Here is a 22,041-nt window from a genome sequence, read left to right as displayed (position 1 = left end):
TTACAATTTCATTTTCAATAAAACAATTAAGTGAAATTTTATTACAAAACAGCGGAGAGTAATTTTAGTATTTTAAGTAGGCGTTCTTGAACTGTTTCAATGTGCTTGAGCGTATTGCCAATTGTAAATTCATCCATTGGATCTTCTATTTGATTAGATAAAAAGTTGAAATAGTTATAATGAAAAAGGGAATTATGATGCAAGTTATTTTGGATAAAATCGTTGTAATCATGTTCGATGTAAGTATGTAAGTCTTGTTGAAATTTTAATTTATCTCTATGATCGGTCATAATGCCATATTTATATAATTCGATTAAGTTTAATAATTTTGTTATACGTTGCTTGAGATTGTGTAATTCTAGGTGATACATAAAAACATCCTTTCGTAATTTATGAAATTAATTTAAATAGATATTAAATCCTAGCTAAATAATGATGTGGTTAAACTGTATAGAAGATGCTAAGTGGGATATAGAAGAGTTTGTGACATTTTCTCAATTTATATAATGAAAAGTGTAATTCGTCACGACAACAGAAAATTAAAAAATCCAACTGGTTGTTATGACTCAGTTGGATTTAAAAATTGTTGATAATTATTTATATTTATATCTTGCGTTTTAATCGTTTTTTCAAATGAATACGAAATATCGTGGATATCAACAATTGGAATTTCATTTGTTTTACCGAGTCCAATTTCAAAGATAATTGCTTTCCATAATCCTTCATCACATAAGAGGCCAATAAAAATGACATTTTCTGTTACAACTTGATTGTTGTTGTAAAATTCCATCGCCATTACATTTCTTTCGGTACTATATATGAGTACATCAGAAAAGATAGGTGGTAAGTTTGTGTGTTGTTGTTTGTCAAATTTAATATAACGATCTAGTTTTTTTAGCGTGCGTCTCATTTTAGTATAGGGTAAGTTGAGACATTTTTTAATAATAGCATTAATTTCTTCTCTGTATGGAAGTGTTGTATATGATTGACTTTCATTGAGTACCAAGAACAAAGCTGATAATTGGTTCTCAGTCAACTCAATCTCATAACTATTGGGTGTTTCTTGTAGTTGATAGCCGCCAAGTTTACCATGTTTTGCTAGTATTTTGACACCTTGGTCTTCTAAATCTTGAATATCTCTTAAAATCGTACGCTTTGACACATTTAAATTTGAAGCTAACTCTGATGCTGTAATTTGTTTATTCTCTTGAATGGCTAGAACAAGCTTATTTTGTCTTTCGCGTTTATTCATTAGAAAGTCACCTCCCGAATGATTACATATTACATTTAGTATAGCATAAAAGTGACAATGACGACATTTAGAAAATAAATTTTTAAAAATTTAAAGAAAACGCTTACATATTAACGAAGATTATGTTAATATGAATTTAGTAACAAGGGGATAGCGAGTAGATGACAAAGGGGTAGGCTATTACATAATAGTTTTGTTAACATCTATTCGTACGAGTTACTAATCAAACATCTTCAATATTTATTACTTACTTTCCTTTCTATTTAACCGGCTAGCATCGCTAGTCGGTTTTATTTATGTGATGTAAGAGTATAAAAAAGCTACATATTTAAATACAAGAGTTTTCAAAGTTAGGGGGCTATCATATATTTCTTTGATAATTCTATGATAGAATATAACAAATTATACATAATGATTATTTATTAAACATACTATTTAAAAGAGGTGTACAACATATGGAAAAAGCACAATTAAATTACATAGATGATTCAGTAATAGCTTGGTTAGAAACTTTAGATGATATTATCCCTAGCCTTATAAAAGAAATGGTGACGAGCACAAAACAAAATAGATTTGATTTAGTAACAAACGTTGATAAATCGATTCAACAAAAATTCGAGCAATTTTTAGCTCAACATTTTCCAGAGCACCAATTATTTGCTGAAGAAAAGTCTAATGTTGATATCAATGCGAGACAAGGGCATGTATGGATAATGGATCCTATAGATGGCACGACAAATTTAGTTAAACAACAAGAAGATTATTGTATTATTTTAGGTTACTTTGTTGATGGAGAACCAGTGTTATCTTATATCTATGATTATCCACATAGAAAATTATATAAAGCAATTAAAGGATACGGTGCTTATGTAAATGGCGAGCCAATATTAGAACCAGAACCAATAGATTTACAAGAAGCAATTATTTCATTTAATTCATTGGTGATTAATGATGAAACTATTCATGATTTACAGGATGGATCCTTTGGCTACCGTTGTATTGGCTCATGTGGTCTAGATTCAATTCGTGTTATTAAAGGACAATTTGGTGCTCATATAAATACAAATCCTAAACCATGGGATATTGCAGCTCAATTCTTATTTTCAAGTGAACTTGGATTGAAAATGACAACATTGGATAACACAGCGTTAGATTTTGCTAAGGCAGGTCCATTTATAATTAGTAACCCCGCATGCCATGAAGCAGTATTAGCAATTTTGAATTCGGGTAAGGGCTATAAGAAATAAAGAAAGTGATTTACTATATTAATATTTTATTTAATAAATAATAGGTCTTAAGAACTATGTCATCTAAAAAATAATACTATATAATGTATTATTAAATAGAGTAGAAAATTGAATATGGAAATGGAGCATGATAAGAGTGAATCGTTCTGAGAAGAATAGAAAAATGGGATTACCTGCTAAAATATTTTTATGGTTTTTGGGAATATTAGTTTTATTTGCCTTACTAGCAGTGATTTACCTAGGTTTCAAAATATTTTCTGTCGGAGGGTCAATACATAACCCGTTAGATAGAGACAAATCGGCATTGAGAGATAAAAATGTGAACTTAGATAATGGTGATCCATTTAATATAGCATTATTTGGTGTAGATTCAGATGCTAAAAGAGATGCAAATGGAGGCGGGCAACGTAGTGATACGGTGATGGTATTATCGATAAACCCACAAAAGAAAACGACTGAAATTGTAAGTATCCCTAGAGATACACAAGCTGATATCGTTGGTAAAGGTACAACCGAAAAAATTAACCACGCCTATGCATATGGTGGTCCAGATATGGCTGTGAAATCAGTTGAAAAATTATTAAATGTACCAATTGATCATTATGCAACGATAGATATGGATGGTATGAAAGACATGATAGATACTGTTGGCGGTATTTCAGTAACAAGTAATGCTACTTTTTCATATGATGGCTATCAGTTTAATCAAGGCGAAAACAAAAAGATGGATGGCAAAGAAGCTATGGCATTTATAAGAAGCCGTAAAGAAGATGGTGCTGGTGGAGATTTTGGACGACAAGAACGTCAACAATTAGTTATCCAAGGACTTGCGAACAAACTGACAAGTGTAAGTTCGGTTACACACTTTAATTCATTGATGAATCACATCGAAGACAACGTCAAGACAGACCTTTCAATTGGGCAATTAAATAAAGTTAGAAGTAATTATAAAGATGCTAACGACAATGTCAATAGACATCAATTAGAAGGTCAAGGTGGCATACAAGATGATGGACTGTATTACTTTGTTCCGAGTGATAGTTCGTTAAGTGAAATCGAATCAACAATTAAAGATAATTTAGGTATATAATTTATAAAGCTATATGTTTACAGCACCATGTAAACATATAGCTTTTTTATGTGAATTATGACTACTGTAAACGTAATAGTTTCATTTTCCATATTTTTAATTTTGTGCTACATACTAAATAAAGAATAAAAAACAGTGAAATATAATAGAATACCTTAACATTTAATGTAAATACATATACAATGTAAGTAACATTATCTTAAAAAAGTGTGGGGCTTTTTAGATGGAATGTTAACTAACATCTTATGAAGTTTTTACATGGGCAGAATAAATAATAATAGGGGTGAAGATCATGCAAGAACATTTAATTGTCTCTTTAGACGGTAAAGACTATCTTGTAGAACCCGGAACAAATTTACTACAGTTTATTAAATCTCAAGATACTTTTGTTCCGTCGATATGCTATAACGAATCGTTAGGTCCTATACAAACATGTGATACATGTACTGTGGAAATCGATGGGAAAATGCAACGAGCATGTGGCACGACGATAGATAGACCAATGATTGTTAATACGCAAAATGATAAAGTACAAACGAGTCAAAAAGAAGCGCTAGATAGAATTTTAGAAAAGCATATGCTCTATTGTACTGTGTGTGATTATAACAATGGTGATTGTGAAATTCACAATACAATGGACCAATGGGGCTTAGAACACCAAACTTATGAATATAAAGAAAAACCCTATGAAAAAGATTATGGTCCGTTTTATCGTTATGATCCAGATCAATGTATTTTATGTGGCCGTTGTGTGGAAGTATGTCAAGACGTTCAAGTAAACGAAACACTTACAATTGATTGGGAACGCCAACAGCCACGAGTAATCTGGGATAATGATACAACGATAAATGATTCATCATGTGTAGGATGTGGACAATGTGCAACAGTATGTCCGTGTAATGCAATGCTAGAAGTGAACATGGAAGGTAACGCAGGTTATATGACAGATTTAGAGCCAGGTTCACTTGCAGCGATGATTGATTTAACTAAGAAGGCAGAGCCTGGTTATGGTCCGTTGTTTGCAGTTTCAGATTCAGAAGCGGCTATGCGTGAAGAGCGTATCGAAAAAACTAAGACAGTATGTACATACTGTGGCGTAGGTTGTTCTTTCGATGTTTGGACAAAAGATAGAGAAGTGTTAAAAGTTCAACCACAACACGAATCACCAGCGAATAAAATTTCTTCTTGTGTTAAAGGGAAATTTGGTTGGGATTATGTTGATTCAGATGAACGTTTAACAAAACCTTTAGTACGTAAAAATGGGCAGTTTGAAGAAGTTGAATGGGAAGAGGCTTTAAAAGTTGTTGCGAACAACTTTAACAAAGTGAAAGCATCGCACGGCGCTGACGGTTTAGCATTTATTTCTTCTTCAAAAGCTACAAATGAAGAATCTTATCTCATGCAAAAACTCGCTAGACAAGTTATTGGTACAAATAACGTAGATAACTGTTCACGTTACTGCCAAGCTCCAGCAACTAAAGGATTATTTAGAACTGTAGGTCATGGTGGTGACTCAGGTTCTATAGATGATCTTGAGATAGCAGATATGGTTGTATTGATAGGTACAAACACAGCAGAAGCACACCCAGTAATTGCATCTCGTATTAAGCGAGGTCATAAATTATATAACAATACTTTAAATGTCTTTGATATTCGTAAACATGAAATGGCTGAACGTGCCGATAATTTCTATCAACCAAAACCAGGTACAGATTTAGTTTGGTTATCTGCTGTGACAAAATATATCATTGATAACGAATTGCATGATAAGTCATTTATTGATGAATGGGTTAACCATTTTGAAGATTATTATAAATCATTAGCGCCTTATACAATGGAATTTGCAGAAGAAACTACAGGTATTGCTAAAGAAGATTTAATTGATTTCGCGCAACAATTAGCCGATGCCAAGACAGTATCTATTGCGTGGGCGATGGGTGTTACACAACAAGATATAGGTAGTGATACATCCACTGCAATTTCTAATTTATTATTAGCAACAGGTAACTATAGAAAACCAGGTACAGGTGCTTATCCTCTACGTGGACATAACAATGTTCAAGGATGTAGTGACATGGGCAGTATGCCTGATCAATTCCCAGGCTATCAAAAGGTTGTAGACGATGAAATTCGCGCTAAATTTGAAAGGGAATATGGTCAATCTTTACCAAGTGTCCCTGGTAAAGATAATCATCAAATGATGGAAGGCATACATGAAGGTGAAATCGATTCCCTATATTTATATGGTGAAGATACTGGTATTGTAGATTCAAATATCAACTATGTACAAGCAGCATTAGAAAAAGTCGGTTTCTTAGTAGTACAAGATGAATTCTTTACATTTACAGCAACATATGCAGATGTTGTATTACCAGCAAGTCCTTCACTTGAAAAAACTGGAACATTTACAAATACAGAACGTCGTATCCAACGTTTGTACCAAGCTTTAGATACTAAAGGCGATTCTAAACCTGATTGGGAAATTATCCAAGCAGTAGCAAAATCATTAGGCTATGACTGGGGTTACACACATCCAAGTGAAATCATGGATGAAATTGCTAGAGTAACACCACTTTATTCAGGCGTGAATTATGACAGACTTGAAGGTTATAATAGTTTACAATGGCCAGTTGCTGAAGATGGTAAAGATGAACCAACATTATATCTTAATGGGTTTAATTTTGAAGATGGAAAGGCTAATTTCTATCCATTGACATTTGATAATTTCTTTAAAGTAAATGAAGAGTATGATTTACATGTTAATAACGGACGTTTATTAGAACATTTCCATGAAGGTAATATGACTTATAAAGTTCCAGGTTTGGAATATAAAATGCCACATGCCTTTGTAGAAATATCTCCTGAACTTGCTAAAGAAAGAGATATTCATGAAGGGGCAGAAATTAAATTGATTTCTGAATCTGGTGAAGCAGAATTAATTGCGCACGTAACAGACAGAGTAAAAGGCAAAGAAATTTATATTCCTTTGAATAATAACGCAATGGTTCATGGTGATAAAGGTGCAATCAACTTATTGACCAATAGTGATGTTGATAAAGACACAGATACGCCGTCATACAAACGCACAAGTTGTCGTATGGAAGTTAAAACACGTAGAGGTAAATCACCATTAAATCCTACAAACTTCCGTGTCAATAAACAACGTCAACCACAGTATAGTGTTCGAGTTCAAGACAAATGGAAACGTGAAGATTATACATTCCCAGGAAGTCAGGTGGATAAATAATGGCTGAAAGAATAACTAATATTAAACGTATGCAAAAGTCCGAAGAAGAACTGAAGCAAGATAGTTTGGCAGAAGTTACAGATGCAATTGTTGCAAATAAAGATAGTATCTTAAAAGCAATTAATATTATCAGCACATTAGATGATGCTAAATTATTAGACGCATTATCCGGTGCAGTTAAAAGTAGAGGCGTTATTGCTAATAAGTTTGCTGTTGAACTCAACAAAGAGCAGTATACAGGGTTAATTTCTAATATGGCTTCACTAGTATTCTTACTTGGTGATTTAAATGTAAATGACCTATCGACAATGCTTAATAAAGTAAATAAAGGTTTAAGCGTTGCAAATAAAGCAAATCCAAATCAAAAAACATCTATTACTGGTTTAATGGGAATTTTGAAAGATGATGAAATGAACCGTAGCTTGACGTATATGCTGAATATGCTAAGAGGTATGTCTAGAGAATAGTTAGTTTGTGATTATAAAATTATATGAAATAAGCGAGGCTAGGATAGTTATTATTGTCCTAGCCTTTGCTATGTTCAAGGTAAGGCGTTAGATTGTATCGATTAATACATATTTAGTTGCTTAAAAATCAAATTATCTGTAGAGAGTGTGATGAAATCAACAGAGGAATTTGAATTTCTTTTGATAGCTTTACTGTTATTGTTTTAAAATGACATATTGAAAGATGATTAAATGTGATACAATTTCTATTATTAGTGTTTTATTTAACTTATTATTTAAGGTTAGGAGTGGAAGACGTATCAATCCGAAAATGATAAAAATCTCAGCTATAATGTCTAATATATTTCTAGTTATCGGTATTGTATTTTTATTAACTTATAATATCTTAATAGCGATGACCATGTTTGTATTATCTTTAGTCATTAGCTTAACTATATTTAACACGTTATTTAGAGATAGAAAAGGTATGAGAATAGCAATTAATGTTTCCTTTGTAATTGTTTTAATTGCTATTGTATTTGCTTATGTTACATTAACAAAATAAAGTGTAGGATAAGGGGTTATTTCACATAATGAATGAAAATCTAAAGCGTAAATTACCGTTGATTTTGGTGGCATTAATTGTATTAATATTTGTTGTTTTATTGGTTATTAATGAAACGGATTTGTTTGATAATCGTAAGACACACACGTTTGATGAAGCGGTTGATAAACAAGTAGGAGCAGGTACATTAAATATGACCGAAAAAGATGGTCAATTTGTTGATGCTTCAAAAAGAGATGTAAAGCAAGCAATGGATGTTAATAATGAAAAAGATAATTTGAATCACATGGATATTTCTGAAAAAGTGCCAATGTCTGAAAAAGAAGTAAATAATATCTTAAAAGACAAAGGCATTTTAAAAAATAAAGGTAAGACGTTTTTAAAAGCGCAAGATGAATATGAAGTAAACGTACTATATTTAATCAGTCATGCGCTTGTAGAAACGGGTAACGGACAATCAGATTTAGCTGAAGGCATTGAAGATGATGGAGAACACTACTATAACTTTTATGGTATAGGAGCATTTGATGAAGATGCTGTGCACACTGGTAGTAGTTTTGCTAAGAAACAGAAGTGGACTTCCCCTGAAAAGGCCATTATGGGTGGGGCTAAATTTGTAAGAAATAATTATTTTGAAAATAAGCAACTTTCGTTATATCAAATGCGTTGGAATCCAGAATCTCCAGGAGAACATCAATATGCCAGTGATATTGAATGGGATGAAAATATCGCAACGTTTATGCAAAGGTACTACAATGATTTAGGTATAAAAAAAGATCATGTAAATAAAGATTATTATTTATAAACAATAACAATAGAGAAGATTAGGGAAAGTTGGAGTGGTTTGAAAATGAAAATAGCTATAGTTGGAGCAGGCATCGGTGGTTTAACCGCAGCAGCTTTATTAAAAGAACAAGGACATGAAATAAAGGTGTTTGAGAAAAATAGAGAAATAGCTGAAGCTGGAGCAGGTATAGGAATCGGTGGTAACGTCATCGATAAATTAGGGAAACATGATTTAGCTAAAGGTATTAAAAATATTGGGCAAATTATAGATGTGATGGAAGTTTTAGACGAGAAAGCTAACGTATTAAGTAAAGCGAAACTTAAAAAGAATACTGTGAATTTAACTATGACAAGACAAGGGCTGTTAGATGTTATTAAATCATACGTACCTGACTCTATCATATATACAAATCATAAAGTAAAGCGCGTAGATAGTGGTGCCTTGAAAGTTGAATTACATTTTGCTGAACATCAATCAGAAGCATTTGATTTATGTATTGGTGCGGATGGTTTACATTCTCATATCCGCAGCACAATAGCGCCTAATAGTAAAATATTATATCAAGGTTATACGGTGTTTAGAGGCTTAGTGGAAGATGTAGATATTAAACCGGACAACATTGCCAAAGAATATTGGTCATCTAAAGGAAGAGTAGGAATCGTCCCATTATTGAATAATAAAGCATATTGGTTTATTTCAATTAATACTAAAGCACAAGATGCTAGATTGAAGTCTTATGGTAAGCCTCATCTGCAAGCTAGATTTAATCATTTTCCTAATGAAGTTAGACAGATTTTAGACAAACAAAGTGAAACAGAAATTTTATTACATGATATGTATGATTTACAACCTTTGAAAACATTCGTTTATCAACGTGTGATACTTTTAGGCGATGCAGCGCATGCAACTACGCCAAACATGGGACAAGGTGCAGGACAAGCGATGGAAGATGCTATTGTACTTGCAAATTGTTTGGGGGCGTACCCATTTGAAGAAGCACTTCAAAAATATGATAAATTACGTGTTAAACATACAAAGAAAGTAATCAAAAAGTCTAGAAAAATAGGTAAATTAGCACAACTAAGTAATAGACCATTAATTGCTTTGCGCAATAAAATTGCTAAATTAATACCCAATCAATTGGTGTCTAGACAAACGAAATTTTTATATAAAGCAAAAAGCAAATAAAATATTGTAATAAATAATAAGAACCTAGAAATACGTTTGATTTACAAAACGTGTCTCTAGGTTCTTTGCTTATTGCCTAATAACTTTTAAAAATATATTTAAAACGTTAGTTAACTACGTATTTAGGTTCATTATTAGTCAATTTACTAACTGTATCATTTGCAACAATTTTAGACATCATATCACGAGATTCAAATGTTGCATTACCAATATGCGGTGTGAGTACAACATTATCTAATGTTTTTAGTTCGTCGTTAATTTCTGGTTCGAATTCAAAAACATCTAATGCTGCGCCTTCAATTTCTTTATCTTTTAGAGCTTGTACTAAGGCTTGTTCATGTACGATAGGGCCTCTTGAAGCATTGATAAGATAACTTGTTGGTTTCATCATTTTAAATTGTTCAGTATCAATCTGATGATGCATTTTTGGATTATATGCAGCATTTATTGTTACGAAATCCGAATTTTTTAACAATGTATCTAAATCTACGTATTTAGCGCCGATTTCTCGTTCTCTATCAACTTTTTGGTTAGGACCTGTATAAAGCACATTCATATCAAATGCTTTCGCACGTCTTGCTACTGCGCTACCAATTTCTCCAAGCCCGATAATACCAATAGTCTTACAAGAAACTTCTCTACCACGGAAAAATAATGGCGCCCATCCATCAAAACCAGTTGTACGACATAATTTGTCTCCTTCTACAATGCGTCTTGCAGCTGAGAGTACAAGTCCAAATGTTAATTCAGCAGTTGAGTTAGTTGAAGCTTTAGGTGTATTGGTAACATCTATATTGAGTTGGCGTGCATAATCGCCATCTATATTATTGAAACCTGCACCGTAATTTGCAATAATTTTTAAATTATTTGCTGCATCAATCACATCTTTATCTACATTCGTTGAAAGTAGGCTAATTAATGCATCTGCATCTTTCACACCTTCTTTTAGTGTTTCTTTATCAATAATGCCTTTGCCTTCATACATATCAACTTCAAAACCTTGATCTTTTAATAAGTTGAGTCCTACCTCTGGAATTGGACCTGCTATATAAACTTTTACCATGTATAATCACTTCCTTTATATTAAAGTATAGTAAATTTCATTGAGTCAAACAAATAAAAGTGATGATTATATAGAAAAATATGAAAACGTTTTACATTTTTAAAATTTAGTTTATTAATTTTAATCCAACAATAGATAAGATAATAAGAGCAATAAAGAAAATGCGCTTTATACTTTTAGATTCATTATAGATGAGCATACCAACTAAAGTGCCGCCTCCAGTACCAATACCACTCCAAATGGCGTAAGCAGTTCCCATTGGTATATCATTCATTGCGACTTTAAGTGTGCTAAAACTAAAGACAAAAGCGACAGCTAAGAGTACAACTAGCCATTTATTTTTAGTTCGTGCAATTTCATTTAAGATAACAACGCCGACGACTTCTAATAACCCCGCAATAAATAATATAAACCAAGCCATCAGCTTTCAGCCTCCTCTGTTGATAATTTTAATCCAATAATACCAATAACTAATAAAATGATTAAGCCGACTTTTAAAAAGTTAAACGGGTCACCCAAAAAGATCATATCTACTGCTACAGTTCCAACTGCGCCAATACCAACAAAGACAGCATAAACTGTCCCAACTGGAAGGTATTTACAAGCGGAAATAACTAAGAAGAAACTAATTATAATCACGATGATTGTACCAGTCCAACTAAGTAAAGAATCAGCAGCATTTAGTCCTGTTACCCACAATATTTCAATTAATCCAGCTAAGATAACTTTAAACCACTGCATAAATTGTGCCTCCTTTTTTCACTAAACTATTTTATTTTCTCAAATAATATATAAGAATTCAATGTTATTAATTGTATAAAAGTTATAGTAATTTGCGATTAATTTTCATAAAAAAAGAAAATTATCAGAAAAGTGGGAGACAAAAAAATCAAATTTGAATATTAATATATGGGTAATAAGGGTAATGAGGTTGGAAAAGTTTAATAAGCGTATAATTGAAGTTAATGTGTAGAACACTGATAATTTTCATAAAAGGAACACCTGAGCTAACGCTCATGTGTAAGAACTACTAATTTTCATAAATGAAAAAGTAGTTCTTTAAAAAAAAGTCCGAAACATATGTTTATGTTCCGGACTCAATAGGGTATAAAGTATAAATAAGTTGAATTAAAATTATTTATGTGAAATACCAATATTAATTTTTAACTATATATTAGTTTACGTGGATATAGTTATAAGAGCTTGCTTCACCAGCTGAAATTGTACGTTCACTTACTGAATAAGGTCCGCCGTTATAGTTCATTTCTGATACTGTAACTGAGCCGTCACTACCAACGCTTTCAACGTAAGCCACATGACCCATTGGGCCTGAACCTGATTGTAAGATTGAACCAGCTTCTGGATTGTTATCTACTGAATAACCTGCAGAAGAAGCTGCAGAAGCCCAATTATTAGCATTTCCCCAAGTAGATCCAATGCCTCCGCCTACTTTGTCAAATACATACCAAGTACATTGTCCAGCAGTATATAAGTTAGCACCTGAGTGGTTAGATTGTGTAGTTTCATTTGTTGGTTGGCTTTGTTGTGTTTGTTCAGCTGCATCAGCTTCGTTTCCGTGATCTAATCCTACGATTGCTGCACCAATACCTGCTGTTAACGTTGTTGCTGTAACTAATTTTTTCATAATTAATAAATCCTCCCAAAGATTTTAAAAGTTTATATTTTAGCTTAAATGCTTATCTTTAAATTTAAATTTTATTTTTCGCTTTGCTTTCAACGACAAGTAATACTCTAACAGATGAATCAAGCTTTGTGTGGAATGTTACGCTTTTGTAAAACAATTAAAAAAACCTCACATATCGTTGTAATAAACGAGATGTAAGGTTACAAAATAGTATCGAGCCGTAATATTTCATAAACGGTGATATTACAAGGTTTTTGCTATAAATTTGGAATACGCTCCGACTTTATTGTTACATTCACTGTAAAAAGTCACAAAATTGCGTTTCAAATTATTTGAAGAATCTAATTGATAATGGCGGTAAATAATCTTCACCATTATATGCTTTTACAGCTGCTACAATTGTGAAAATGAAATTTAAAAGTACAAGTATTGGAAGAATAATAATTCCTATAATAATAAGAATAGCGATTGTAGCAACGGTTACCCAAATTAAGTAAGAAAGTAAAAAGTTCAAATAATTCTTACCAGCTCTATCTACAAATGGCGATTCTTCTCGTTTAATTAACCAAATAATTAATGGTGCAATTAAAGATGTAAAGAAACTTAAAACATAAATAAGTGTTGCCATTAATCTTGCGTCCGCATCTGGTTCTTGATTCCCGTGTGTGTGTGAAACTTGCTCGTCAAACTGTTCTGTCATAAGAAACAAACCTCCTTTACTTTAATATAATCATATCAAATATAAGTGGACTTTAGTATGTAATTAAAATAATACAAAAATTTTCAAGATACATCTATTTTGATCTGACTTTAGTTGTTAAAATGTAGCAATGCCACTATAGGTATCTTACTTATGTTATAGCCGTAAAATTAAGTTGTAAACCAGTGTTTATTCAATTTCTTATTAGGTTATAGTTGAAAGTAACATTATAAATTGTACATTCTAAAAAACTTGGAAAGAGGGTTGGTTATGAAAATTGCTATCGTAGGATCAGGGAATGGAGCGGTAACAGCAGCGTTAGATATGATTAATAAAGGACATGAAGTGAAGTTATATTGTCGGAATCAATCTATTAATAAATTTGATAAAGCGTTAGAACAAGGTGGATTTACTTTTAACAATGAAGGTGAAGAAAGCTTTGTAGAATTTACAGATATTAGTGATGATATGGAATATGTAATTGGTGATGCCGAAGTTATTCAAGTAATCATACCATCATCATTCATTGAACATTATGCTCATACTATGGCGCCTTTCGTGAAAAAAGAACAATTGATATTCTTCAATATTGCAGCAGCTATGGGTTCTATACGGTTTATGAATGTTCTGGAAGATATGCATATAGATGTCATGCCTCATTTTGCAGAAGTCAATACGTTAACTTATGGCACACGAGTGAATTTTGAAGAAGCTCGTGTAGATTTATCATTGAACGTGAGAAAAGTACATTTTTCAACTTATGATAAAGATTATTTGAGTGACTGTTTCGATAAAATTGAAATATTATATCCATATATTGTAAAAGAAGAAAGCTTATGGAAAACTAATTTAGAGAATGGTAACCCTGAAGTTCATCCAGGTCCAACATTATTAAACGTAGGGCGCATTGATTATGCAGATGAATTTGCTTTATATGAAGAGGGAATTACTAAACATACAGTGAGGTTACTACATGCAGTTGAATTAGAACGCCTAACATTAGGACGTAAATTAGGGTTTGAGTTATCCTCAGCGAAGGAAGCACGTATTGAACGTGGTTATTTAGAAAGGCAAGACGAGGATGAGCCATTAAATAGATTATTTAATACAAGCCCAGTATTTTCACAAATAAAGGGGCCAAATCATGTTAAAAATCGTTATTTAACTGAAGATATTGCTTTTGGTCTTGTATTATGGTCTAGTCTTGGACGTGAGATTGATGTTCCAACACCGAATATTGATGCAATTATTGTCATTGCTTCAACTATTTTAGAGCGTGACTTCTTTGAAGAAGGGCTGACGATAGGCGAGTTAGGGAAAGATAAATTAGGGCTTGATTAATTAAAATAATTGAGCAAGGGGGATTGCGTATGAAAAGACAACCAACATTTTTAGAGTCAATCTCAACCATATTAGTCATGATTGTAATCGTTATTACAGGTTTTGTGGTTTTTGAAATACCTATACAAGCATTATTAATTTTATCTTCTGCATACGCAGCCTTGATAGCCAGACGTGTAGGTTTGAAATGGCAAGATTTAGAAGAAGGTATAACGCATCGATTAGCAACAGCGATGCCAGCAATTTTTATTATTTTATCAGTAGGAATTATCGTTGGAACATGGATGTTTTCAGGAACAGTTCCAGCATTAATTTATTATGGATTAGAATTTTTAAATCCTAATTTGTTTTTAGTATCAGCTTTTGTTATTTGTGCTATAACATCTGTAGCGACTGGTACAGCTTGGGGGTCAGCTTCTACAGCAGGTATCGCATTAATGGCTATTTCCACACAATTACATATCCCAGAAGGTATGGCTGCAGGCGCCATTATCGCAGGAGCAGTGTTCGGAGACAAAATGTCGCCTTTGTCTGATACAACAAATTTAGCTGCATTAGTTACAAAAGTGAATATTTTTTCACATATTAGAGCAATGATATGGACAACAGTTCCAGCTTCGATTATAGGACTCATTGTTTGGTATATTGTTGGAAGACAATTTGGTGGAAATACGAATACTTCAAATGTTAATGAATTACTCAATGAACTATCCCTAGTTTATAATATTAATATTTTTGTTTGGTTGCCGTTAGTCATCATTATTATTTGTTTGTTGATAAAAATTTCTACAGTACCAGCAATGCTTATTTCGAGTTTAAGTGCCATTATTGTTGGTGTATTCAATAATGGATTTAATATGGTTGATGGGTTCAAATCAACATTTGATGGGTTCAATAAAGCGATGGCGTCATCAAATAATGGAGAATTAACTGATAGAACAATTGGTTTAATTGAACAGGGTGGCATGATGAGTATGACTGAAATTGTCGTTACAATTTTTTGTGGTTATGCTTTTGCCGGCATTGTTGAAAAAGCTGGTTGTTTAGATGTAATACTTAATAAAATTTCTAAAAATATCAATTCTGTTGGTCAATTAATACTAGCTACAGTACTTGGCGGTATTATGATGGTTCTTGCAGCAGGAGTAGCTTCTGTTGTAATTATTATGGTAGGTGTATTGATGTTGGAAATGTATAATAAAATGGGACTTGACCGTTCTAATTTGTCTAGAACGCTTGAAGATTCTGGAACTATGATTATTCCATTAATTCCTTGGGGGACATCAGGCATTTATTATACACAACAATTAGGAGTGACTGTAGATCAATTCTTCATATGGACAATTCCATGCTATTTATGTATCGTTTTTGCACTATTTTATGGTTTCAGCGGTATCGGTATTAAAAAAGCAAGAGTAACAGAGTGAGCATTTTTAATTAATTGGAGTCAAAATGTTTAGAGTTTTTAACACTTGAATAGGAAAGCATGGGAAAGGCTGAGGCAAATTTTTATTGTCTCAGCTTTAATCATTATATTGAGCTAGTGAAACTTATGCATAAGTTTCAGCTCAGGTAAACCTAGTATTCCTTTCACTCTCTAGGTATCTTTACTGAGGGATGTGAGGGATGACGAAATCATTTTTAAATAAACTTGGCTTCTGTCACGTTATCTTATACGCACTTTTTTCCTGTGAAAAGTCAAATATCAGTTTGAATAATGCTTTGTTATGCTAATAATATACAAGTTTTTGACTCTTATTTTAATAGGAAATTCAAATTAGAAGTTTAAAAAATTATAAACAGGCTAAATATAACTATGAATGAGGTGGATCTTTGTTATACATAGTAATAATTGTAGCGATATTACTATTAGACATTGAAACTCATCAATATTTCAATATAGGTAAAAATTGTTAAATATACTTCCGTTATCTATTGTGCAATCGGTTTTGTTTTGTATATTGTAGCGATATTACATGACAAAATCGATTGATTAATGTAGCAAAGGCTTTTAGATGAAATATTAGGTATATTGCGATATTTGAATGGATTACTTAAATAATGATTTTTTATCATAAAGCAAAGCCTTAATCATATCTTGATGTATAAAGATAACTTAAAAAGAGAAGTAAAAAATTTAAATATAGTAAGATATTTGTTTTGATTTATGTAGCTAATGCAAGCATTATTAATCAATATGGATATAGTGAACATTTAATTGTAAATATAATAAAAAGACCAAATGCTAAAATAGCATTTGGTCTTTTTTGTATTACTATTAGTGAATGTAGTTGTAACCTGAAGCTTCGCTTGCAGAGATAGTACGTGAAGTTACAACGCCAGCACCTTGGCCGTAGTTCATTTCAGAAACGTTAATTGAACCGTCGCTGTTAACATTTTCAACGTATGCAACATGTCCCATAGCACCAGTTGAAGATTGTAAGATTGAACCTTGTGAAGGGTTGTTGTTTACTGTGTAACCTGAAGATGCTGCTGCGCTAGCCCAGTTGTTAGCATTGCCCCAAGTAGAACCGATTTTACCGCCAACTTTGTCGTATACATAGTATGTACATTGTCCAGCAGTATATAGGTTGTTTGAAGAACCTGAAGTATTTGAAATTGAGTTTGAAGAACTTGATGGTGCACTAGTTGTACTAACTTTAACATTGCTGCTTGAAGTTGAGTTTGAAACTGCGCCACTTCCACCAGTACCTTGGTTATTTGCTGTATATGATTGAGTTGAGTTCGTGTTGCTTGTAGCATATGAATTATTGTTATTGTAGTTATTGTAGCTATAACCACTGTTTGAGTGACCTTGGTCTGCTTGACTTGGGTTCCAGTTACCTTCCCAAGTGTAGTTGTAGTTACCTTGTTGATCTATTGTATAAGAATAGCTATATGAAGTAGGGTCATTTGGATTATAACCACCATTATTGTTTTCTGCTGCGTCTGCTTCATGTTGAGCTAAACCAAAAGTAGCGATTCCTGCAGTAGCGATTGTAGCTGTAGCGATTTTTTTCATTGTTAAATATCCTCCTAAGAATTGTAAATAAATATATCCCAGTCTCTAAACGACAATTTTTATAATTTTTTATTCGCTGTTTTAACGACAAGCAATACTTTATCAGAAAAACTTACGTTTGTGTGGGTTGTTATCATTTTGTAATTTAGTTCTAATAATATATCTGTTTATGTAACAAAAGAAATATAAGACTTCATGTGTATAATCGCTGTTGTTACAGCATTTTCAATTAACTTGGTGTAACATTGCACTACGCTTTATTACAAGGCTGTAAAATAACAGAAAATTTGAAACGCTAAAAAATGCAAGATTTAGATATTTAAAAATCTAAAATTATTACTTACTTTATTATGATGAAATGTCTAATGTATTATGCTAATTAATTTAATATTTGTTATTTAAGCAATGATATTGACACCATATAAGGAAGGTATTAATATAGTAGTATAAAAATTATACCTAATTAGTGAGGTGAACACATGAAGGTTGAATTGGGTTTAACATCTTTTGCTGATAACAGTGACATATATATGGAAGATGGTTATCAACCTGCTATTAGTAACGCACAGAGAATTCGTAATATAATAGAAGAAATTAAAGTAGCAGATCAATATGGACTCGATGTTTATGGCTTAGGAGAACACCATAGGCCTGATTATGCCGTATCTGACCCAGTAACTGTATTAGCAGCCGCAGCAAGGAATACTAAACATATTAAACTTAGTAGCGCAGTAACTGTACTATCTTCTGACGACCCTGTGCGTGTCTATGAAAGATTTTCTACATTGGATGCAGTTTCAAATGGACGTGCTGAAATTATGGTAGGTAGAGGATCATTTATTGAATCATTTCCATTGTTTGGTTATGACTTGAAAAATTATGAGCAACTTTTCAATGAAAAGATTGACTTATTAATGCAGATTAACCAAAAGGAAATTGTAAATTGGGAAGGTCATATGAGATCATCAATTCATAATTTAGGCGTTTATCCAAGAACAGAAAGAGGTTCACTACCGATTACTATTGCTACTGGAGGTACACCTGAATCTTCTTTAAAAGCAGGAGCATTAGGATTACCGATAACTTATGCTATAATAGGTGGCGACCCAAAAAGATTTAGAAGAAATATAGATATGTACAGATCTATTGCTGAATCTTATGGACATAACGTAGATGAACTACCAATAGCTACACATTCTTGGGGATACATTGCTGAAACAGATGAACAGGCAAAACGAGAGTTCTTTCCATCGGTTAAGGCAAATCATGATATATTGGCAAAAGAACGTGGATGGCCAATGTATGATGAGAATAGTTTTGAGCGAGAAGCCGGACCAAATGGCGCACTATATGTAGGCAGTCCTGAAACGGTTGCTCAAAAAATAATTGAAACGATTGAAGCTTTAGGTATTACGCGCTTTATGTTGCATACCCCTGTTGGATCAATGCCACATGAAAACACAATTAACACAATTAAATTGTTGGCAGAGCGGGTAAAACCTATTGTAGATAAATTTTTTGAAAACAAATAAAAGGAGATTTTGTAATGATATTACGTTATTTAACAAATTTAAAATTAGCTAAAGAATTATATGGCGCAGCAAAACCTAAACTTAAAGGTGACCAATCAATGAAAGATACATTTGTAGAGGTATTTAATTTACCTTCAAACGCAGTACCTTTAGCTGGTTCAGTAGAAGCATTAAGTGCCGTATTCTTCGTATTAAGTTTTGCTAGTAAAAGACTTTCTCGTGTTGCTTCACTATTAACAATTTCAGTTTTAGGTGTAGCTGCATACAAACATTTTGAAGCTGGTCATGGTAAAGCAGGCGCTAAACACGCTTTAGATTTATCAGGTTTAGCAGCGTTAAGCTTCCTTGACACAATTGATTGTAAAAAAAAGTAAGTCATTAATTTAAACGTATTAATAAATAAAGAGTAACACTTTTGAAGTGTCACTATATAGATGACAAGAGCCGGGACATTTAAGTATGTTTCGGCTTTTATTGTTGTAAGACAAGTGACTTAGGCACTATTTTACTTTATTTATATGGTAAATAATGAAAATAGTTATATTTGAATAACATTCGGACATATAAAAAAATAAATTTTGAAATAGAATATCTATGATTTACTTTATTATTATATTCGTGATACATCCGAGTAGTTAAGAGAGAAGGGAATAGATTGTAATTTACAAAATCATCATTTGTTAAATGCAATGGTTAGACATATTCTTTTTTTAGTAATAAAAAGAATGAATATCCAACTAAAATTTGAAATTGAAAAGTAAATACTAAAAAAATAGTAGTATTTTTTAATATTTCTTATACTTGGAGATATTGAATTAACGCCACGTAATAGTATAGAATTATTATATTAATATTGTTAGGAATCACTTTGACATATTAACATCACGAAGAAACAGAAGGAGTGGTTTTATGATTGAACAAAATTTTAAAACACTAAATGAATTAATTACAACGTATCAAAAGGGCAAACAATTTTTCAAAACAACTAAAAAGCAACATAAGCTTAACTATGAAGAAATATTCATTTTAAACTATATTTTCAATTGTAAAGACAATGAAATTACGGCAAAAGAAATAGCTAAGTATTCAGAACTACAACCTTATTATTTAACGAAAGCTTTGCAGAAACTAATTAAAATGGGGTATTTGAGTAAAAAGAGAAGTGAAATAGATGAACGAACTGTAGTTGTTCGTGTGAATGAAACGCAACGTGGTAAAATAAATGAGATAATTAAAACATTGCAACAAACATTGTAATGATTGATGAAGGTAGTGGTGAAACCAAATTGTACATAAGTAAAAATAAAAAGAATATTCTGAATAATGTAAAATTATAATATTTATTATGTATCCAACTAATATTTATTTTTAGAAACAAATTAACTGTGTTATACTAATATTTGTTGAATGAAAGCGCATACAAAAACGACTGGGAAAGGTGTTATCATGAATTTACTAATTGGAGTCATATTTTTAGGGATTGTATTATGTTTGTTTACATTATTCACGAGTAAAGCGCCTAATGGTGGTAAGGCGATGGGTGCTCTTGCTAATGCTGCAATTGCGTCATTTTTAGTTGAAGCATTTCATAAGTATGTGGGAGGAGACTTGATTGGTATACCATTTTTAGGCCAATTAGGAGATGCTGCCGGTGGACTTGGTGGTGTTGCAGCTGCTGGATTAGTGGCATTGGCGATGGGTGTATCTCCTGTTTATGCATTTGTTATTGCAGTTGCTTGCGGCAACATGGATTTACTACCCGGTTTCATTGCAGCTTATATTGTTAGTTTTGGTATGAAATGGATGGAAGAAAAGTTACCGGATGGACTTGACTTAATCGCAGCAATCATCGTTATTGCACCAATTACACGATTAATCGCAATTGGTACTACGCCATTGGTTGATGCAAGTTTGCTTCAAATCGGTAATATTATTAAAGAATCTACTACATCAAGCCCAATATTAATGGGCATTGTTTTAGGTGGTATTATTACTGTGGTTGCCACTGCGCCATTAAGTTCAATGGCATTGACTGCATTACTAGGATTAACTGGTACTCCGATGGCTATAGGTGCATTGGCAGTATTCGGTTCTTCATTTATGAATTTTGTACTATTTAAACGTATGAAGTTCGGAGATCGCAAAACGACAATTTCAGTAGCTATTGAACCGTTATCTCAAGCAGATATTGTAACTGCAAATCCAATACCTGTATACATAACTAACTTTGTTGGTGGCGCAATTTCAGGTGTGATTATAGCTATGTTTGGATTAGTAAATGATGCGACGGGTACTGCTACACCAATAGCTGGACTTATGGTTATGTTTGGTTTTAATAACGCCTTAACTGTGATTACAGTTGCGGTTATGTGTGCTATCAGCAGTGCAGTTTGTGGATACTTAGGTTCTCTTATATTTAAAGATTATCCAATTATCACTAAAAATGAACTACAAAATGGAACGATGTCTAAAAAGGTTAAAAAGTATTATAAATTGAAAAAACAATATGCTAAAAGCTTAGCGTTATAATATTTTGAGAATGAAACGTTGGCTGATTTAGAAAGGATAGAGACAATAAGATCTATTTAAAAATGATTTATTTTGTCATATTTCTACATATATTAAATATAAAAAAGTATTATAAAACAAAGGATACAATGTTCAAGATGTAGAAGCTTGATATCGTATCCTTTGTTTTTTATGAGCTAAAACTCTACAAGTTCATCGTCTGTAATAGGTGATATTTACAGGTAGTTATTAATATTGATAATGTATCCATATTAATAACTTTTAAATTCATTTTTGAATATAAAGCGTTAATAAAGGTGGAGTAAACGTAAGATCATTAATAATTATTAATTAGAGTAGTTTTAATGATTGAATGAATAAAACAACCAGCAAAATTAAAACCGCTGG

21 protein-coding genes are annotated in these 22,041 nt (G+C 32.3%); 13 read left to right on the top strand and 8 right to left on the bottom strand.

The features are described 5' to 3' along the window. Positions 1–41: 41 nt before the first annotated feature. Complete coding sequence (locus ACF91D_RS00615; RefSeq protein WP_069792397.1) at positions 42–371, bottom strand: hypothetical protein; 330 nt, start codon at positions 369–371, stop codon at positions 42–44. A 188-nt stretch (positions 372–559) separates the two neighbouring features. Continuing rightward, on the bottom strand, positions 560–1,252 hold the full coding sequence (locus tag ACF91D_RS00610) for a helix-turn-helix transcriptional regulator (RefSeq protein WP_039068075.1): 693 nt from the start codon (positions 1,250–1,252) through the stop codon (positions 560–562). Between the two features lie 455 nt (positions 1,253–1,707). Here ACF91D_RS00610 and ACF91D_RS00605 point away from each other — a divergent pair, with 455 nt between their 5' ends. The 7 genes from ACF91D_RS00605 to ACF91D_RS00575 all read left to right on the top strand — a co-directional run bounded on the left by ACF91D_RS00605 (position 1,708) and on the right by ACF91D_RS00575 (position 9,822). Continuing rightward, entirely contained in the window at positions 1,708–2,499 is a 792-nt protein-coding gene (locus ACF91D_RS00605) for an inositol monophosphatase family protein (protein WP_039068074.1), read from the top strand. A 127-nt stretch (positions 2,500–2,626) separates the two neighbouring features. Beyond that, the gene (locus ACF91D_RS00600; protein WP_237282863.1) at positions 2,627–3,589 is read left to right on the top strand and encodes an LCP family glycopolymer transferase; all 963 of its coding nucleotides are present in this window, start codon (positions 2,627–2,629) and stop codon (positions 3,587–3,589) included. A gap of 292 nt (positions 3,590–3,881) precedes the next feature. Next, a complete protein-coding gene (fdhF, locus tag ACF91D_RS00595; RefSeq protein ID WP_069792399.1) occupies positions 3,882–6,836 on the top strand; it encodes a formate dehydrogenase subunit alpha in 2,955 nt (984 codons plus the stop codon). Next, the gene (locus ACF91D_RS00590; RefSeq protein ID WP_039068067.1) at positions 6,836–7,303 is read left to right on the top strand and encodes a helical membrane plugin domain-containing protein; all 468 of its coding nucleotides are present in this window, start codon (positions 6,836–6,838) and stop codon (positions 7,301–7,303) included. Before fdhF ends, ACF91D_RS00590 begins: the two co-directional genes overlap by 1 nt. A gap of 310 nt (positions 7,304–7,613) precedes the next feature. Further along, positions 7,614–7,847 carry a hypothetical protein gene (locus ACF91D_RS00585; RefSeq protein ID WP_039068066.1) on the top strand — a complete coding sequence of 78 codons (234 nt, stop codon included), beginning with the start codon at positions 7,614–7,616 and terminating at the stop codon, positions 7,845–7,847. A 28-nt stretch (positions 7,848–7,875) separates the two neighbouring features. Continuing rightward, positions 7,876–8,652, top strand: a complete 777-nt coding sequence (locus ACF91D_RS00580; protein ID WP_039068065.1) for an N-acetylglucosaminidase — start codon at positions 7,876–7,878, stop codon at positions 8,650–8,652. Positions 8,653–8,697: 45 nt separating this feature from the next. Further along, positions 8,698–9,822, top strand: coding sequence for an FAD-dependent monooxygenase (locus tag ACF91D_RS00575; RefSeq protein ID WP_327620720.1), 1,125 nt, complete (start codon positions 8,698–8,700; stop codon positions 9,820–9,822). A 106-nt stretch (positions 9,823–9,928) separates the two neighbouring features. On the opposite strand, the gene ACF91D_RS00570 is transcribed toward ACF91D_RS00575, so the two are convergent. From ACF91D_RS00570 to ACF91D_RS00550, 5 genes are all read right to left on the bottom strand, one after another. Further along, positions 9,929–10,885 (bottom strand): 2-hydroxyacid dehydrogenase family protein, encoded by a 957-nt coding sequence (locus ACF91D_RS00570; RefSeq protein WP_039068062.1) that lies wholly within the window; start codon positions 10,883–10,885, stop codon positions 9,929–9,931. A 106-nt stretch (positions 10,886–10,991) separates the two neighbouring features. Continuing rightward, positions 10,992–11,306, bottom strand: coding sequence for a DMT family transporter (locus tag ACF91D_RS00565; protein WP_069792401.1), 315 nt, complete (start codon positions 11,304–11,306; stop codon positions 10,992–10,994). Next, complete coding sequence (locus ACF91D_RS00560; RefSeq protein ID WP_069792402.1) at positions 11,306–11,626, bottom strand: DMT family transporter; 321 nt, start codon at positions 11,624–11,626, stop codon at positions 11,306–11,308. Before ACF91D_RS00560 ends, ACF91D_RS00565 begins: the two co-directional genes overlap by 1 nt. Before the next feature lie 433 nt (positions 11,627–12,059). Next, positions 12,060–12,530, bottom strand: a complete 471-nt coding sequence (locus ACF91D_RS00555; RefSeq protein ID WP_039068058.1) for a CHAP domain-containing protein — start codon at positions 12,528–12,530, stop codon at positions 12,060–12,062. Positions 12,531–12,858: 328 nt separating this feature from the next. Next, positions 12,859–13,230, bottom strand: coding sequence for a DUF4870 domain-containing protein (locus ACF91D_RS00550; protein ID WP_039068057.1), 372 nt, complete (start codon positions 13,228–13,230; stop codon positions 12,859–12,861). A gap of 270 nt (positions 13,231–13,500) precedes the next feature. Here ACF91D_RS00550 and ACF91D_RS00545 point away from each other — a divergent pair, with 270 nt between their 5' ends. Both ACF91D_RS00545 and nhaC read left to right on the top strand, forming a co-directional pair. Then, a complete protein-coding gene (locus ACF91D_RS00545) occupies positions 13,501–14,571 on the top strand; it encodes an NAD/NADP-dependent octopine/nopaline dehydrogenase family protein (protein WP_039068056.1) in 1,071 nt (356 codons plus the stop codon). Between the two features lie 29 nt (positions 14,572–14,600). After that, positions 14,601–15,998 (top strand): Na+/H+ antiporter NhaC, encoded by a 1,398-nt coding sequence (gene nhaC / locus ACF91D_RS00540; protein WP_107548483.1) that lies wholly within the window; start codon positions 14,601–14,603, stop codon positions 15,996–15,998. Positions 15,999–16,849: 851 nt separating this feature from the next. On the opposite strand, the gene ACF91D_RS00535 is transcribed toward nhaC, so the two are convergent. Then, positions 16,850–17,593, bottom strand: coding sequence for a CHAP domain-containing protein (locus tag ACF91D_RS00535; protein ID WP_069792405.1), 744 nt, complete (start codon positions 17,591–17,593; stop codon positions 16,850–16,852). 479 nt (positions 17,594–18,072) lie between these two features. Between ACF91D_RS00535 and ACF91D_RS00530 the strand changes: the two genes are divergently transcribed. The 4 genes from ACF91D_RS00530 to ACF91D_RS00515 all read left to right on the top strand — a co-directional run bounded on the left by ACF91D_RS00530 (position 18,073) and on the right by ACF91D_RS00515 (position 21,654). Continuing rightward, on the top strand, positions 18,073–19,125 hold the full coding sequence (locus tag ACF91D_RS00530; RefSeq protein ID WP_327620719.1) for an LLM class flavin-dependent oxidoreductase: 1,053 nt from the start codon (positions 18,073–18,075) through the stop codon (positions 19,123–19,125). Positions 19,126–19,139: 14 nt separating this feature from the next. Continuing rightward, positions 19,140–19,499 (top strand): DoxX family protein, encoded by a 360-nt coding sequence (locus tag ACF91D_RS00525; protein ID WP_039068051.1) that lies wholly within the window; start codon positions 19,140–19,142, stop codon positions 19,497–19,499. A gap of 535 nt (positions 19,500–20,034) precedes the next feature. Continuing rightward, positions 20,035–20,382, top strand: coding sequence for a transcriptional regulator, SarA/Rot family (locus ACF91D_RS00520; protein ID WP_039068050.1), 348 nt, complete (start codon positions 20,035–20,037; stop codon positions 20,380–20,382). Between the two features lie 189 nt (positions 20,383–20,571). Further along, positions 20,572–21,654: a PTS sugar transporter subunit IIC gene (locus ACF91D_RS00515; RefSeq protein WP_039068048.1), complete on the top strand. Its 1,083-nt coding sequence runs from the start codon at positions 20,572–20,574 to the stop codon at positions 21,652–21,654. Positions 21,655–22,041 lie beyond the last annotated feature (387 nt).

Source organism: Staphylococcus sp. 231237_7MaSpsaltlick (assembly GCF_043107035.1).
This window is presented reverse-complemented; position numbering and strand designations above follow the sequence as displayed.